This is a genomic window from Curvivirga sp. (genome assembly GCF_965219885.1).
Classification (GTDB): domain Bacteria; phylum Pseudomonadota; class Alphaproteobacteria; order UBA8366; family Aestuariispiraceae; genus Curvivirga.
This window is the reverse complement of sequence record NZ_CBDCOT010000009.1, coordinates 866,823-882,692: the sequence shown is the minus strand read 5'-3', so window position 1 is coordinate 882,692 and position 15,870 is coordinate 866,823. Positions and strand designations below refer to the sequence as shown.

18 protein-coding genes are annotated in these 15,870 nt (G+C 44.9%); 11 read left to right on the top strand and 7 right to left on the bottom strand.

Translation table 11 applies throughout. The features are described 5' to 3' along the window. Positions 1 to 78: 78 nt before the first annotated feature. The gene (locus ACOQOA_RS09605) at positions 79 to 996 is read right to left on the bottom strand and encodes a LysR family transcriptional regulator (protein WP_420548424.1); all 918 of its coding nucleotides are present in this window, start codon (positions 994 to 996) and stop codon (positions 79 to 81) included. 130 nt (positions 997 to 1,126) lie between these two features. On the opposite strand from ACOQOA_RS09605, the gene ACOQOA_RS09600 reads away from it, so the two are divergent. After that, positions 1,127 to 1,588, top strand: a complete 462-nt coding sequence (locus ACOQOA_RS09600) for an ester cyclase (RefSeq protein ID WP_420548423.1) — start codon at positions 1,127 to 1,129, stop codon at positions 1,586 to 1,588. 60 nt (positions 1,589 to 1,648) lie between these two features. On the opposite strand, the gene cobT is transcribed toward ACOQOA_RS09600, so the two are convergent. Further along, entirely contained in the window at positions 1,649 to 2,674 is a 1,026-nt protein-coding gene (cobT, locus tag ACOQOA_RS09595; RefSeq protein ID WP_420548422.1) for a nicotinate-nucleotide--dimethylbenzimidazole phosphoribosyltransferase, read from the bottom strand. Positions 2,675 to 2,760: 86 nt separating this feature from the next. On the opposite strand from cobT, the gene ACOQOA_RS09590 reads away from it, so the two are divergent. The 6 genes from ACOQOA_RS09590 to ACOQOA_RS09565 all read left to right on the top strand — a co-directional run bounded on the left by ACOQOA_RS09590 (position 2,761) and on the right by ACOQOA_RS09565 (position 7,387). Beyond that, the gene (locus ACOQOA_RS09590; protein ID WP_420548421.1) at positions 2,761 to 3,615 is read left to right on the top strand and encodes an adenosylcobinamide-GDP ribazoletransferase; all 855 of its coding nucleotides are present in this window, start codon (positions 2,761 to 2,763) and stop codon (positions 3,613 to 3,615) included. Positions 3,616 to 3,627: 12 nt separating this feature from the next. Further along, entirely contained in the window at positions 3,628 to 4,263 is a 636-nt protein-coding gene (locus ACOQOA_RS09585; RefSeq protein ID WP_420548420.1) for a histidine phosphatase family protein, read from the top strand. An 11-nt stretch (positions 4,264 to 4,274) separates the two neighbouring features. Then, positions 4,275 to 4,802: a bifunctional adenosylcobinamide kinase/adenosylcobinamide-phosphate guanylyltransferase gene (cobU, locus tag ACOQOA_RS09580; protein ID WP_420548419.1), complete on the top strand. Its 528-nt coding sequence runs from the start codon at positions 4,275 to 4,277 to the stop codon at positions 4,800 to 4,802. Between the two features lie 103 nt (positions 4,803 to 4,905). Then, positions 4,906 to 5,970 carry a cobalamin biosynthesis protein CobW gene (gene cobW / locus ACOQOA_RS09575; protein WP_420548418.1) on the top strand — a complete coding sequence of 355 codons (1,065 nt, stop codon included), beginning with the start codon at positions 4,906 to 4,908 and terminating at the stop codon, positions 5,968 to 5,970. A 5-nt stretch (positions 5,971 to 5,975) separates the two neighbouring features. Further along, positions 5,976 to 6,218, top strand: coding sequence for a hypothetical protein (locus ACOQOA_RS09570; protein ID WP_420548417.1), 243 nt, complete (start codon positions 5,976 to 5,978; stop codon positions 6,216 to 6,218). 17 nt (positions 6,219 to 6,235) lie between these two features. Continuing rightward, the gene (locus ACOQOA_RS09565) at positions 6,236 to 7,387 is read left to right on the top strand and encodes a trimethylamine methyltransferase family protein (RefSeq protein ID WP_420548416.1); all 1,152 of its coding nucleotides are present in this window, start codon (positions 6,236 to 6,238) and stop codon (positions 7,385 to 7,387) included. Here the strand turns inward: ACOQOA_RS09565 and murJ are convergent. Beyond that, the gene (murJ, locus tag ACOQOA_RS09560; RefSeq protein WP_420548415.1) at positions 7,384 to 8,946 is read right to left on the bottom strand and encodes a murein biosynthesis integral membrane protein MurJ; all 1,563 of its coding nucleotides are present in this window, start codon (positions 8,944 to 8,946) and stop codon (positions 7,384 to 7,386) included. The two genes, ACOQOA_RS09565 and murJ, sit on opposite strands and share 4 nt — an antisense overlap. 239 nt (positions 8,947 to 9,185) lie before the next feature. On the opposite strand from murJ, the gene ACOQOA_RS09555 reads away from it, so the two are divergent. Then, positions 9,186 to 9,962 (top strand): EI24 domain-containing protein, encoded by a 777-nt coding sequence (locus ACOQOA_RS09555; protein ID WP_420548414.1) that lies wholly within the window; start codon positions 9,186 to 9,188, stop codon positions 9,960 to 9,962. After that, positions 9,959 to 10,459 (top strand): hypothetical protein, encoded by a 501-nt coding sequence (locus tag ACOQOA_RS09550; RefSeq protein WP_420548413.1) that lies wholly within the window; start codon positions 9,959 to 9,961, stop codon positions 10,457 to 10,459. Before ACOQOA_RS09555 ends, ACOQOA_RS09550 begins: the two co-directional genes overlap by 4 nt. 9 nt (positions 10,460 to 10,468) lie before the next feature. On the opposite strand, the gene ACOQOA_RS09545 is transcribed toward ACOQOA_RS09550, so the two are convergent. From ACOQOA_RS09545 to ACOQOA_RS09535, 3 genes are read right to left on the bottom strand one after another with little or no spacing between them, the layout of a single operon-like run. After that, the gene (locus ACOQOA_RS09545; protein WP_420548412.1) at positions 10,469 to 11,410 is read right to left on the bottom strand and encodes a TauD/TfdA family dioxygenase; all 942 of its coding nucleotides are present in this window, start codon (positions 11,408 to 11,410) and stop codon (positions 10,469 to 10,471) included. 50 nt (positions 11,411 to 11,460) lie between these two features. Next, a complete protein-coding gene (nth, locus tag ACOQOA_RS09540) occupies positions 11,461 to 12,093 on the bottom strand; it encodes an endonuclease III (protein ID WP_155156744.1) in 633 nt (210 codons plus the stop codon). Positions 12,094 to 12,124: 31 nt separating this feature from the next. Continuing rightward, positions 12,125 to 13,177: a putative transporter gene (locus ACOQOA_RS09535; protein ID WP_420548411.1), complete on the bottom strand. Its 1,053-nt coding sequence runs from the start codon at positions 13,175 to 13,177 to the stop codon at positions 12,125 to 12,127. Between the two features lie 206 nt (positions 13,178 to 13,383). Between ACOQOA_RS09535 and ACOQOA_RS09530 the strand changes: the two genes are divergently transcribed. Further along, positions 13,384 to 13,881: a DUF2244 domain-containing protein gene (locus ACOQOA_RS09530; RefSeq protein ID WP_420548410.1), complete on the top strand. Its 498-nt coding sequence runs from the start codon at positions 13,384 to 13,386 to the stop codon at positions 13,879 to 13,881. Between the two features lie 145 nt (positions 13,882 to 14,026). Further along, positions 14,027 to 14,923: a DMT family transporter gene (locus ACOQOA_RS09525; RefSeq protein ID WP_420548409.1), complete on the top strand. Its 897-nt coding sequence runs from the start codon at positions 14,027 to 14,029 to the stop codon at positions 14,921 to 14,923. Positions 14,924 to 14,951: 28 nt separating this feature from the next. Here the strand turns inward: ACOQOA_RS09525 and dapB are convergent, their stop codons facing one another. Next, positions 14,952 to 15,776, bottom strand: coding sequence for a 4-hydroxy-tetrahydrodipicolinate reductase (dapB, locus tag ACOQOA_RS09520; protein WP_155156738.1), 825 nt, complete (start codon positions 15,774 to 15,776; stop codon positions 14,952 to 14,954). Positions 15,777 to 15,870: the final 94 nt, after the last annotated feature.

Here is a 15,870-nt window from a genome sequence, read left to right as displayed (position 1 = left end):
TTCCTGAGAAGGCGTCATTTATGACGCCTTTCTTAGAAGATGAAAAAGAACATATAATGAACATTTTGTTTCGTCAAGCTATTCTGTTTCTTTTGTGTCTTGAATAATACTCGCATATTGATCTTTTACATATTTGATGAAGGCCCGAACGGCTGGGGAATGCAGGCGATCTCTAGTTACCAATCTGACGGCTAAATAGCCGAAGTCATGATCTTGGGAAACTTTGACAAGATCGCCATTGAGTTCATCTTGTTTCATGGTGGCTTCTACAATGAGCGCAATCCCGAATTTTGCACGCGCCAATTCCTTGGTTAAATATCCTACATTCACTGAAAATTCAGGGGACACTGAGAAAGTTTCAATACGTTCTGTGCGTTTATTGAGGCCTTTAACCTGTGTTTCAACAATGCCATGTGAAAACCCAATATAGGGCACATTCGCCAGAATTTCTGCTAAATCAGCTTTCGGATTTGGGATCAGATCAGGATGACAGGTCAACGTAACTGGCAAGTTTAAAAAGATATCTGCTGCCTGACTTTCTTGCATATTATGTTTTGATCGGACCGCGATATCAAAATTAGATGTGCCAAGATCAATGGTTTGGTCCTGGGCCGCGAAGAAGGTTTTGATTTTTGGATATTTCGCCTTAAACCCGTCTAGAATTTCCGGTAACCAACATATGCATAAGTCACTTGGTAAGGTGATGTTAAGCTCACCGGATATGTCTTCATTTTCTTTTTTACCTAGATCAACTGCGGTGGCTGCGGCGTCTACCATGGTCAGCGCATGATTATAAATTTTTTGGCCATCTGGGGTGATTTCAACCTTGCGTTTTCCACGTTTTAACAAGGTCATTCCCAAATATTCTTCTAAATCCGACAGGGCCTTGCTTAAGACGGCAGGGGAAATATTTAACTTTCGGCTGGCGCTACGAATGGACCCACATTCAACAATTTCAGTGTAATAGGCCAATAATCTGAAGTGATGAGTATGCATCAATCTCTCTTATGTTCGTAAATAGTGAACATAATGTACTTAAATTAGTCTCTCCCTAAAATAAAAAAAGCGATGTAGCTTCCGACCCATCGAATTTTTGGGCCTCTTTTAGAGATTTTTGGAGATAAAAATGAAAAAATTACTTTCCCTTGTTTTAGGTGGATTTATCTGGATGACAGCATCAACTGCAATGGCAAATGACATTGATTTGGTGAAATCGTTCTATTCAGAATTGTTAAGTGATACGACCGCGAGTGATATGGCGGATCGTACGAAGAAAATTCTGTCTGATGACTGGACGACAAATGAAAAACCAACCGGTCATGCAGGTTTTGCCAAAACTGTGGCCTATTTCGGATCCATCATTCCGGATTTGAAATGGGAAGTGGTTGATGTATTGCAAGACGGTAATCGTTATGTGGTACGTGGCAAGGCGACAGGCACACCTGTAAAAGCACTATTTGGTGCACCAGCCACAGGCAATGCGTTTGAAATCATGTCGATCGATATTCATACCGTTGAAAATGGCAAGATTGTAAATTCTTACCATATCGAAGATTGGCTAAAAGCCTTAAAGCAAATTAAAGGGTGATAAAATAAAAGGCACAGAACTAAATCCTGTGCCTTTTATTTCTTAATTTAAGACAAGTCTTTAATCTTTATCAGAAACACCCGCTTCGGCAAAAGTTGCCATGCCTGTGTGACAAGCAATAGCAGATTTAACGATACCAAGGGCGAGGGCCGCACCGGAGGCTTCGCCTAAACGCATGCCATAATTCAATAACGGTTCTTTATCGATTTCTTCCAATAGCTGGATATGGGAAGGTTCCGCAGATAGATGACCGACAATGCAATGGTCTAGGGCCGCAGGGTCCATCTGGTATAACACAGCCGCCGCCGCACATGTTGTATATCCATCCAAAATTACAGGTACACGCCCCATGCGCGCGGCAATAATAGCACCAACCATCGCGGCAATTTCATAACCGCCAAGACAACGTAGGATTTCAAGTGGGTCATGACGTTGATGGAAATATTTACCAACGGCTTCCTGTACCACGCGGATTTTGTTGTTATAGGCATCGCCTTCGACACCTGTGCCCGGCCCGACCCAATCAGCAGCTTCGCCATTGAACAGGGCATAGGCTAACGCCGCCCCGCTTGTTGTATTGGCAATGCCCATTTCCCCAATGCAAAGTACATCGACGCCTTCTTCTACGGCCATCATGCCATAGGCAATGGCGGTTGCGCATTCTTCTTCGCTCATGGCAGGTTGTTCGGTGAAATCATGGGTTGGTTGATCCAGCGCCATTTCATAGACACGTAATTCTGCATCATGGGCACGACAAAGCTGGTTCACTGCTGCGCCACCATTTTTGAAATTGGCAACCATTTGCACGGTGACTTCTTGTGGGAAAGCAGAAACGCCTTGTTTTGCCACACCATGGTTGCCGGCAAAAACAGCAACACGTGGACGTTCAATAGAAGGGCTGTCTTTTGCTTGCCATGTGGCGAACCATTCACTGATTTCTTCCAAGCGACCCAAAGCCCCCGGTGGCTTGGTCAATTGACCTTCACGATCTTGCGCAATTTTCTGCGCTTTTTCGTTAGGACCGTGAAAACCACGGATAATGTCGCGGATTTCATCAAAATTGGCTTCTATGGGTGTGTCAGACATTGTCGCTACCATCAAATTAAAATTATTTGGCCCAGCATTGTTTTCGGCTGGATTTCTAATACCTGTTAGCGGTATATCCTTTAGTTATGAATGAAGAAAGAGAAAAAAGCGGCAAAGACTTGCCCGAAGGCCGAAAGGGGCCGGAAAATGAAACGCCGCGTGGCTTGCCAATCTGGGCAGATATCGCCACGGCATTTCTGTTTTTAACCCGTATTCCAATGCCTTATTACGGACGCCAGATCAGCGCGGCAGCTTGGGCTTTCCCTATTGTGGGCTGGCTTGTCGGGGCAATTGGCGCGGGTGTCTTTATTTTGGTGACGTTCCTTGGTTTAACCGGATGGCTGGCGGCTGTCTTGGCAATTGTCGCGACGGTATTTGTGACCGGCGCTTTGCATGAGGATGGCTTTAGCGATGTGGCTGATGGCTATTGGGGTGGAAATACTGTTGAAAAACGTCTGTCTATTATGCGTGATAGCAGTGTCGGGGCTTATGGCGCATTGGCATTGGTGTTGAATATTGCTTTACGGGCAGGGGCCTTGGCGAGTTTCTATAATCCGATCCTGATTTTGGTGGTGATGGTATCGGCCCATGGTTTGGGACGGGCATCGATGTCCATGGTGATGGCATTGCAGGCACCAGCTGGAAAAACAGGTATGGCTGCGACGGCGGGGAAAACTGCGATGCCTATCGCGTTGATCGCATTAGTTTTAGGTCTTCTCCCATTTGCTGCATTTATTCCGGTGCAAGCAGCTGTGTTTATTGCAGCCGTGCCATTAGTGGCGGGCGTTGGTTTTATGCAAATTATGAAAGCCAAACTAGGCGGCACCAATGGGGACAGTCTGGGTGCTCTTTGTCAGGTGGTAGAAATTACAACTTATCTAACCGTGATGGCGGTTGGAAATACTTTGGGTTTTTCCTTAAGCGATTGGCTAATCAAATAGGATAGAAAGATTATGACAGCAGTAACACGTTGGTGGTGGGTGCGTCATGCACCGGTAACAAGTAATGAGGGGCGCATTTACGGCCAACAAGATTTGCCTTGTGATTGTTCCGATGAAGATCTGTTTAAACATGTGGCTGATATGTTGCCGCAAGATGCGATCTGTATCACCAGTAACTTACAACGTACGCATCAAACGGCAGATGCGCTGGAAGCGGGCGGTTTGAAGTTCTCTGCACGTATCGAAGAAGCAGATTTTCGGGAACAAAGCTTTGGTGACTGGCAAGGCGTTACCTATGCAGATTTCGACACTTTAAGAGATGGTATTGCCCATCGATATTGGCTGGCACCCGCCATTGAACGTCCCCCTGCAGGGGAAAGCTTTGTGGATTTGATGGCCCGTGTGGGGCCTGCCATTACCAAACATAGCAATGCCTTTGAAGGTAAAGATATTATTGCGGTGACCCATGGAGGGACCATTCGTTCTGCTTTGGGCATTGCAACCAATTGCGGGGCCGAAGCGGCCTTGGCCTATTCCGTTGAAAATGTGTCTGTGACCCGTCTGGACCATATTCAGGGGGAAGATACCACCCATTGGCGATTAGGGTTTATAAATTGGTTGCCACGTCGCCATCGTGATGAGGCATAAGGATAAAATAGATGACAGTTCAGCTGGTTTTAGGTGGGGCACGTTCCGGTAAAACATCCCATGCTTTGGGCATTGTAGATGAGATTGCCCAACAAGAAGATTTGCAAAAAATCTATGTGGCCACCGCACAAATATTTGACCCGGAAATGCAAGACCGGGTGAAACGTCATCAAGATGAGCGTGATGAAACATGGATGACCTTGGAAGCACCGCTGGAACTTTCAACCATCATTCGCATGCATGCACAGGCGGACCGAATTTTATTGGTGGATTGTCTGACCCTTTGGCTCAGCAATCATATGTTGGCGGAACATGATCTGGAAGTGAAACGCAAGGATCTGATAGAAGCCATTCAAGAGGCAAAAGGGCATCTGGTTTTTGTTTCAAACGAAGTGGGGCTTTCCATTGTGCCAGATAACAAATTGGGCCGTCAGTTCAGGGATGAAAGTGGCTGGATGAATCAACAAGTCGCATCTGTATCAGATATCGTCACTTTTGTTGCAGCCGGCCTACCCTTGGTGATGAAAGATAGCCGCTAAATTAGGGGTAAAAGTTTATAGCTTGAAGCTTGGGTCGGACCTGACTATCTAGAGGTCAGAAACAAAGAAACAAGCAACAATAATTTGATTTAAGGATTTAATCATGGCTCAAAAAATTCCAGCTACCGTTATCACAGGTTTTCTGGGGGCAGGTAAAACCAGCTTGATCCGTCATATGGTGGAAAATGCAAATGGTAAGAAACTGGCTTTCTTGATCAACGAATTCGGTGATCTTGGCATTGATAAGGAAATGTTGGTTGGCTGTGGCATCGAAGGTTGCACTGACGAAGACGTGATTGAATTGGCCAATGGTTGCATTTGTTGCACTGTTGCAGATGATTTCTTACCAAGCATGGAAGCTTTATTGGACCGTGACGATAAACCGGATCATATCTTGATTGAAACATCTGGTCTTGCCTTGCCAAAACCATTGGTAAAAGCCTTTAACTGGCCTGAAATCCGCGCGCAAGTTACCGTGGATGGCGTGATCACCGTTGTTGATTCAAAAGCGGTGAAAGAAGGCCGTTTTGCCGATGATGAAGATGCAGTTCAAAAAATGCGCGAAGCGGATGAGAATTTGGATCACGACAATCCGTTGGAAGAAGTGTTCGAAGATCAATTGCTATGCGCGGATATGGTTGTTTTGAACAAAGCTGATTTGTTGGACAATGATGAAATGTCCACAATCGAAACAGAATTGAAGAAAACTCTTCGCGATGGTGTGCGTTTTGTGCATTCTTCTAGTGAAAAGAAAGTTGATCCAACTGTCTTGCTCGGCATGAATGCAGCCGCTGAAGACGATTTGGATGCACGTCATTCCCATCATGACCATGATCACGACGATGATGATCACGATCATGACCATCACCACGACCATAATCATGATGAATTTGAAAGCTTCACCGTTCAACTAGGTGATGTGGATGATGCGGATGCCTTCCAAGCAAAAATCATTGATATTGTGAAAGAACATGATGTGTTGCGCGTGAAAGGCTTTATTCACCGTCCGGGCGTTGAACGTCGCGAAGTGATCCAAGGGGTTGGGCCACGCTTTAACCGTTATTTCGACCGTGCCTGGAATGATGGGGAAACACGCCAAACTCAATTGGTGGTGATTGGTCAACATGGCCTTGATCAAGCCGCGATTGAAGCTGCATTGAAGGCATAAGGTTTTTGGAAGGTTATATCTTTTTATCGTTAATTGTTATTGCACTGATTTTATTGATTTGGCTGATTTGTCGGTCTTTGGGAAAATCAGTCAATGCACATTTCGATAATGAAAACCCTTTGAAAGAAGAAAAACGAAGCCATTTTATTATAGGGTTGGTCGTTTTGGTAGGCGTTATGGGCGCTTATCATGGCGGTGGATGGATAGGTCAAATGATAGATCAATATATTTATGGTTTGTTCGATTAACAGAAGGGGGTTGGGGTATGAATGATTGTCAGGAGACAAATATTGATTTTCCTCTCTTTTCTAACGAGAAACTTGATTATATCGAGGGGCTAACCGCACAGATCCTCGAAGAAGTCGGCATGGAGTTGCGGGATGATCAACAATCCCTGACAGCTTTAAAAGAAATGGGCGCATCCGTTCAAGGGGAACGGGTGCGCATTTCTTTTGATATCCTGAAAAGCTATATCAATAAGGCACCCACATTTTTTACTTGGCGCGGGGTGAGTGACGATAAATCCCTGACTATAGGTAAGGTGGACGGTCAAAATACACCGATCTTTGCCCCTATGTTCGGGGCGCCAAATGTGCGGCGCTGGGATGGCTATACGCAATTTGGCACCTATGATGATTATGTGGATTTGGTAAAGCTGTGTGAGGAATTCCCAAAGATTGGGACCAGCGGTTATTTATTATGCATTGTCCATGACCGCACCGATAAAACCAAACATCTGGATATGGCTGAAGCCCATCTTAAACATTCCACCAAACCTATGATGGGCTGTGTGATCAATGAAATGGCATTAAAAGCCGTGGCGGAAGAGGCAGATGCCACCACATTTGTGGCAGGGGAAACTACGCTTCTACATATGATCAACACAACACCGCCCTTGGTCGCGCAATCCAACCCGCTAAAATGCCTGCGCGAAGCAAGTGTGTTGGGACAGGCTTCCATGGTGTCTTCCTATATGATGATGGGCTGTACCAGTATGGTCACGGTGCAGGAAACCTTGGCCCAAGGGCTGGCCGAAGTCATGATGGGTGTGGCCTTGAGCCAATATTACCAACCGGGTGTGGCGGTAATGGGTGGTATTTATGGTGTCCCATTTTCCATGCAATCCATGTTGCCGAATTTTGGCTGTGCAGAAACCCAGTTTGTTCAGATGGGTGGCGCGCAATTAATGGATCGTCTTGGCATCCCGGGGCGTGGGGATGGTATGCTCACTTGTTCTAAAATCCATGATGCCCAATCGGGTTATGATGGCATCCAATTGATGCAATCATCTCTCTGGTCCAAGGCCGACCTTATTTTACATAGTGCTGGCTGGCTTGAAAAAGGCCGGGTTATCGACATGAACAAATTCGTCCAAGACGCGGAAATGTTGGAGAACTTGGATCAGGTTTTCTTTTAGGTTTCGGTTTTCCGTCTACGCAACATGGCTTTCACATCAGAAATCTTTGCAGCACCTGTGAAATGGATCATGAGACCATAGCTTACTATGCCTAACGTGATCAGGCCGACCAAGATACCAAAGCGGGTTAAAAAGCCGCTGGTGAGGAAGGTGAATGAGAATTGATGGAAGGTGAGGATCAGGGCTGTTCCCATTAAGACCGCAGATAAAACAATCTTCCAGCCTGCCTGCAGAAGGCGGCGATCCAGTTTTAAATGACCTCTTCTATACAGGATAATAGCGAGGGCAAAAACATTGATCCAACTGGTAATGCTGGTGGCAAGGGCAATCCCAACATAGCTCATATATTGCATCAGGATATAGGCCAGAATGATGTTAAGTGTCACGTTGAAGATGGCAATTTTTACAGGTGTCTTTGTGTCTTCACGGGCAAAGAAGCCGGGGCTTAAAGCTTTGATTAAGACAAAGGCAGGCAACCCAATCGCAAAAGCCTGCAGGGCGCGGGAGGTGGCATAGCTGATTTCTGTGCTAAAGGCGCCGCGCTCAAATAAAACCGCAATAATCGGCCAAGGGATCATGGCAAGGGCGACCGCAGCAGGGATTGTTAATAGCAAAGAAATTTCCAAAGCACGGTTCATACTATGCATAGCGGCATCTTCTTCGCCGGCGCGTAATTGACGGGTCATCAAGGGTAAAAGGGCGACACCAACGGCTACACCAATCACGCCAAGTGGTAATTGATTGATACGATCTGCGTAATAAAGAAGGGAAACCGCCCCTTCCGGCAGGAAGCTTGCCAAAATATCACCGACCATCACATTGATCTGTACAACACCTGCACCTAGAACCCCGGGTGCCATTAAGATCAGAAGCCTTTTTACATCCGGCGTTAAGCGCGGCATTGTGAAAGAGGGAAGAATACCTGCTTTATGACAGGCGACGCCTAAAAACAGGAACTGGATCAAGCCTGCAACGGCAACACCCCATGCCATGGCATGACCCGGTGCGTCCAGAATATGGTTATTCACCAAAACCAAGACGATGATCATCACCACATTTAATAAAACGGGTGCAGCAGCGGCAGCGGCAAATCGGCCCACACTGTTTAACATGCCTGAAAATTGTGCACATAACGTCATAAATAACAGATAGGGGATGGTGATTTGTGCCAAAGAAACGGTGAGCAGGAATTTTGCCGGATCATCTTTAAATCCGGGGGCCACAACCGACATTACATAAGGCATAAAAATAAAGGCCAATATGGTTAGGAATAGCATAGCGGTTAATAAAACAGCTGCCACTTCCGAGCCAAATCTACGTGCGGCGTCTTGTCCATCTTCTTCTAGTTTTCTGGCATAAAGCGGGACGAAAGCCGCATTCATCGCACCTTCACCAAAGAGACGGCGAAATAGATTGGGGAATTTAAAGGCAATGAAAAAAGCGTCCGCCACCATGCCGGCACCCACCACATTGGCGATCAACATATCACGGGTAAAGCCAAGAATTCGGCTGATCATGGTCCAGCCTCCGATGGTGGCGACGGCGCGCATCAAATTCATATCAATGGAATTCCTAAATCACTTTTAAACCCGAAAATCCTAACCTTGATTTGGCTTTGGATTAACCCCAAACGGCAACTTATCGGATTTGCCACTTCAAGGCTAGAATTAAGGTAGACAGAAAATAAGGCGGAAATAGGTCGGATTTTAAATAAATATGGCCTGAAAGCTTGCGCCTTTTCACGGTTATCCTTACATAATTAGAGATAAAGATTTTTCTGAACAGAAATAGGGTTGATATGTTCTCTGCTTTTTCCAAAACATTGGGTCAAATGACGGACCCGCGTTTTATGTCCGTGTTGATCAAATCCTTGCTTACTGCGATCGGCATTTTTATCCTGACATGGATGGTGATTTGGTCTGCGTTGGGGGCAGTTGTCTGGACAGAGCTGCCGTTTTTCATCGGTGATGTTATTACATGGATGGGCGATACATTCGATTTTCTGGCTGTATCCGGCGGTATTGTTATCTCTATTGTCCTAACCTATTTCTTATTCCCGGCGGTGATGACGGCCAGCATGGGGATTTTTCTGGATGATGTCTGTGAAGCCGTCGAAGAAAAACATTATCCGCTTCTAGGGAAAGCCCGTGACACTTCAACGGTCGAAGCAATTATCAATGCGTTGAAATTCTTGGGTATTGTTGTTGCGGTCAATATAATCGCCTTGCCATTTTATGTGATGACCTTCTGGATTTTGGGTCTTGGTTTGGTTCTCTATTATTTGATCAACGGCTATTTGATGGGCCGTGAATATTTCGAACAGGTTGCCCATCGCCGCATGTTGCCAAATCAGGCAAGAAAAATGCGCAAGAAAAATAGCGGCACCGTGATGTTGCTTGGTTTTATTTGTGCTTTCATGATGACCATCCCATTTTTGAACTTGTTAACGCCTTTGGTTGCCACCGCCATGATGAGCCATTTATTTATGAAGATGGCTGAAAAAGAAGGTGGTTTTGACGATGGCGCGTCTGTGATTGAAATGACAGGCCGTAAGGATTTGATTGAAAATCAATGATAGCGCGTTTTTCTCTTTTTACCGGATTAACTTTTTTATTGGCTGCTTGTGGTGCTCAACCGGATAAGCCTGCGCCTGTAACAACTTCTGCACCGGAAATTGTGCCGGAAGTTGAAGTTATTGAAGAGGTCGTTGTAGAACCAAAACCTAAGGAAGAACCTAAAGAGGAAGACGTCGTTCTTCGTGTGATCGAAGTGAATGACAATCCGGATCAGTTTTTGGGCGCAAGTTTATCTATGGTGAATGAAAAAATCGGGGCACCGATTTTTGCTCGCCGCGATGGGCAGATTGAGGTTTGGCAATATCGGCGTGAATGGAAAGAAGGTGTTTGTCATCTGGATCTGTTCCTATACCCAGTACCAACGACGACTGGGACTGATATCAAGGTAAAGTTTACAGATTTGCGCAGCCAGTTTTTGACCAATGATGAACAACGGGCCTGTTTTGCGGAAATGCTGCGCGATCATATTCGTCACAGCAATCCACAAGCAAGTTAACCCTGATATCTAAAAGCGGAAAAAGCCCGGCTTACGCCAGCGCTGATTTTGATCTCTTGGTGAGAGCTCTGCAAAATTGAGATAGCCAAAATAGGTTAAAATATAGCGATCATCCATGGGCATCACCTCGTTACGACCATGTAAGAAGCGACTGTTATCAATCATCACAATATCATGCTTTTCCCAATTAATTGGAACAGTCAGAGGATCGGATACTTCTTTGATCTTGGCAGATATCTCTTTAGGGATAATGCTGTTATCTGCATAAAGCGGATAATTCATGCGATTGTTTAGATAACGCGCGAATAAGATGAAGTTACCGAAAGCAAGTTCTGACTGGAACATGGTTTCATGGAAAAAGTCTGTCACATAAGATTTATAGAGAGAATTTTCCATTCGAAAAAATTCAAAAGGACAATCCTCTGGCATATTTTCCAAAGATTCACGGGTGACGTTATTTGTATTTAGCCAGTATTTAACCTCATCCATTTCTGTTGGTAGAACATATTTGATTTTTTTGGATTTTAGGTCTTCTACCATTTCATCTGGCAGAGCTTTTACAATTTCAACACCATCGCAAATCGTTGTTTCCCCGCCTGAGATCGTCGGTTTCTGACAGGCAAACCAACATACGTCTGGTTTCCATGGTTGTGCCGACATTTCAGGATGTAATGGGAATGCCTCATTACCCAAATTAACAGACTGGATGATATGTTCGCGATCCACGACATCACGACCGATGCTACTGTTATGGGCACCATGGGAACAAAACTTAGATGTCAGGTCTTTAAAATCCGGGACATCCCATTCAAAGCCACGAAAAAGGATCGCCCCATGTTCTTTGTAAAGTGTCTTTACGTTTTCTACATCCAGTTCAGACAATTTATCTGTTTCAGATGCTTGATATAAAACATAAGGATGATCATTTTCAGGTAGGGTGATGTCAGGCATGGTCAGACTCAAAATTAGCAAAAGGTATAGGGGATCTGTTCAGGTTAGAGTTAAACAGTTTTTCCTTTAAATCGGCATATATGCTTGATCACACAGGACGGACAGTCCGGTTTTCTTGCTTTACAGACATAACGGCCATGAAGAATAAGCCAGTGATGCGCATGTAATTTCCAATGTTTAGGAATTTTGCGATCCAGCTTTTTTTCGACTTCTAATGGTGTTTTGCCTGGTGCCAATCCAGTTCGATTGCTGACCCTGAATAGATGAGTATCTACGGCAATAGTAGGGTGCCCGAATGCGATATTCAAGACCACATTGGCGGTTTTTCGACCTACACCAGGAAGTTTTTCAAGTTCTGCACGGTCCTCTGGCACTTCACTATTATAATCACGGATCAAAAGCTCTGCCATTTTCATGACATTCTTGGCTTTGGAATTAAACAAGCCAATGGTTTTAATGTGATTTTTCAGGCCGGCTTCACCTAATTCCATCATATCTTCGGGGGTTGAGACGATCTGAAAAAGTTTTTCAGTCGCCTTATTCACCCCGACATCGGTTGCCTGCGCCGATAGAGCTACCGCCACCAAGAGGGTATAGGGGTTGGTATAATTCAACTCCCCCTGTGGGTCCGGGTCTTTATCGTGCAGGCATTGGAAAAACTCCTCTACCAATTCACGTTTCATGTCTTCGATCCTGATCGTGTTTTTGTTTTAATTAATCAGCTGGCTTGAATTGAGGCTTTTCGTATTTTTGTAAGTTATCCTCAAATTCATGCAAGCGTTTATAAATTGAACGTAATTCTGTAATCGTTGTCCAGTTATGTAAGAATAAAGCAAATCCGCCGTGTACTTTCTGGAATGCGTTTGAAACCTGTACCATAACCCCAAGAGTGATAGCACCTGTGAATAAGCCTGGACCCATTACCAAGTAAGGTACAATGACCATAAACTGGTCATAAGATGTCACCCATAGGTCAAAATATCCGTAATGTAGATAGAGGCGTTGATAGTTGAAACGAATGCCAGTGAATAATTCAAATAAGGTTTCAGGGCGCGCGTAATCTTTCTTATTGTCTTCAGCTAAGACGAGGTCTTTACGGAAGGCAGCTTCGACTTTTTGGTTATTATATTCAAGTCCTGGCAGTTTTGCACCGACAATCCAAGAGATTAATAATCCCCCGAGTGACACAATCAATGCACCCCAAACAAGGGACCCTTCGATATCGCGGAGAACGGGAACATCTACCTTATCACTTAACTCCCATAGAATTGGAATAAAGGCGATTAATGTCATTACGGCGCGAACAACTTGTAAACCTAATGACTCAACGATGCGTGCAAATCGGTTGCAGTCCTCTTGAATACGCTGAGATGAACCTTCGATTTCTTCTTCAACCGTACGCCAGCGTGGGATAAATCCAAAGGTCATTGCTTGACGCCAACGCAAACCATAGATACGGGTAAACCAGTTGGTGAATAAGGCTAAGAAGACATACGGGAAAGCAAGAACAAGGAAGGATGGATGTTCAACTTCTGCGGTACCAGTTAGATAATCTAATCCAACTAGTTTTTGGAAGAATAACATAATCCCTTCGTCGGATTTATCCGTATATTCACCTGCAGTTTGTAATAAGTTATAGAAATCACCATACCATCCATTGATTGCAACGGTTAATTCTACTTGAAGCCAGAGAGAGAAAATAAGAACTGCGCCGCCACCATAGGCCCAAAATGCCCATTCTTTTGACTTATAGAAATAATGAAACACGCAGCATTCTCCATCTATTGAATTTGGTTAAAATTTGAATTTTATGATCAACCCAGCGATTTGATCCGTAATGTGATATGTTTCGCCCTGTTTTGTCTAGGGCGAAAGGGCAGGTTTCACGTGAATTTGACATAGTTTTACCTACGTGATTTTGCTACACTCCTAATAAGGCAGAAATAAGACAGCTTGTTTAACTGGTGGATCACATGACGAAAGATGTAGAAGTATATCTGGATGTGAAGCTTCGACCCCATCGAAGCTTGTCGCCACGCGGATTTCGCAACTTGCTTTTATTTATCGCTATCATCCTGTTTTTTATCAGTTTTGCCTTCTTTCTGATCGGGGCTTGGCCTATTTTGGGCTTTGCGGGGTTAGATTTTATCCTGCTTTATTATGCGTTTAAGGTGAATATGAATGAAGCGCGTCGCCTGGAACATATTCGCCTGACATCTCATGGGTTGGAAATTCGTCGTGTTTCACCAAAAGGCGAAGAAAAAGTAACTTCGATAGAACCCAACTGGTTACAGGTTGCGGCGATCAAAAGACGCGGAAAATCTTCTGCTGTTCGATTGCGTAGTCACGGTAAAGATATTTTTGTAGGCAGTTTTCTAGGGCCAAAAGGATGTAAGAAACTGGCAGAGGATATCCAACAAGCGGTGGATGAATATCGGGTTGGTGGCGCCTTGACCTGGACATCTGCTTGAAAAACCCTAGAAAAATTAGCCTGTTTAATTTAACACAGTGTTGTGCCTGAATAAGGCTTGTCCTTAAAAAACAACGCGCCTAAAGTCTTTTAAAACTAAGAAATAATACGAATTTCATATAATAATTTCAATGGGGTTGCGGGGAATGACAACACAAACGATGACAACACAAGACCAATCTGTGCTGGATTACGGCATGTTGGTCATTTTGGCGGCTATTTGGGGCGGCTCTTTCATGTTCATCAAAGTGGCGGTAGATACTGTGCCACCGATTACCATCACGGCCGGGCGTTTGGCGATTGCTGCTATTTTCCTTTATATCACCGCGCGCATGGCAGGTCAGAATTTACCAAGAGATAAAGATACCTGGTTTTGGGCCTTCGTCATCGCAGTGATCGGAAACGCCGTTCCATTCACATTGATTGGATGGGGTGAAAAGGGAATTGATAGTGGTTTGGCCTCTATTTTGATGGCAATTGTACCGATCTGTACTTTGATCATGGTGCATTTCACGACCGAAGATGAGAAACTTTCTTTACGTCGCGTGATTGGTATTATTGTTGGTTTTACCGGGGTTGTTTTCTTGATCGGGGCAGATGCGCTGCAAAATCTGGGTGAAGGCGTTTTATATCAGTTGGCGGTGGCGTCTGGTGCGATTTGTTATGGTATTTCGTCAATTGTGAATAAAAAACTTTCCCATAAACCGGACCGTCGTGCGACCGCCGCAACGATTATGATTGCCTCTTGTGTATTTGCGATTCCGGCAAGTTTGGTGATTGATCAACCATGGATGTTAAATCCGACTGTTCAGGCAATTGGGTCTATTGTTGCATTGGGCGTGCTTTCAACCGCTTTGGCGCAGATTATCTTGCTTCGTATTGTGAAAGTGCGCGGGGCGGCCTTTTTATCCCTTAATAACTATATGGTGCCGTTATTTGGTTTGCTTTGGGGGATGTTATTCTTGGGCGAAGAGCCGCAATCAACAGCCTTTATTGGGCTTGGATTGATTTTGAGTGGGATTGCCGTCAGTCGGAAAAGATAGATAAATCGACAATCCCTTTAACAAAGTCTTAGCCGATGGGCTGTTTTAAGCCCAAGACATCTGTCATATCGTAAACACCGCGCTCAGCATCAGTTGCCCAGATGGCTGCGCGCACAGCCCCTTTGGAAAAGACCTGACGGGATGAGGCTTTATGGGTCAGGATTAAACGTTCACCATCTGCTGCAAAATAAACGCTATGTTCACCCACAACATCACCACCACGAAGGGTCGCATAGCCAATTTCACCACGCGGACGTGCCCCTGTTTGGCCATCACGCACAGCTTGTTTAACTTCGTCATGATCGACACCACGGCCTGCCGCAGCTGCTTTACCTAACATCAAAGCGGTGCCAGATGGGGCGTCAACTTTATGTTTGTGATGCATTTCCAATACATCAATATCATAATCATCATCCAGAATTTCAGCTGTTTTACGGGTCAGCTCATTCAACAAAGTTACACCAACACTATAATTTGCTGCATAAACAACTGGTACATGACGGGCTGCCAAATCAATATTGGCTTCATCTTCTTTGGTAAGGCCTGTTGTACCGATCACGATGGCTGTGCTTGCCTGTGCGCATAGGCGTAAATGATCAACGGTTGCAGCAGGGGCAGTGAAATCAATAACCACATCGGCTTCCATAATCACGCGGGCCGCATCATCCTCAACGATGACACCACATGGTTCTAATCCGGCGATAGCAGCTGCATCACGGCCAATAGCTGAACTGCCGGCCCGATCAGTTGCACCAGATAGTTCGCATTTAGGATTGTTGATAACCTCGGTGACCAACATTTGACCCATGCGCCCCGCGCATCCAACGATTGCAACTTTTCTAAGATCGGACATTTGAAACCTTCATATGAGGAAATTTAAAACTGGGCTCTTTCTACATTACTAAGGGGCGAAGGAAAACAGTATTTATTTCTAAGGTGTACTGCTG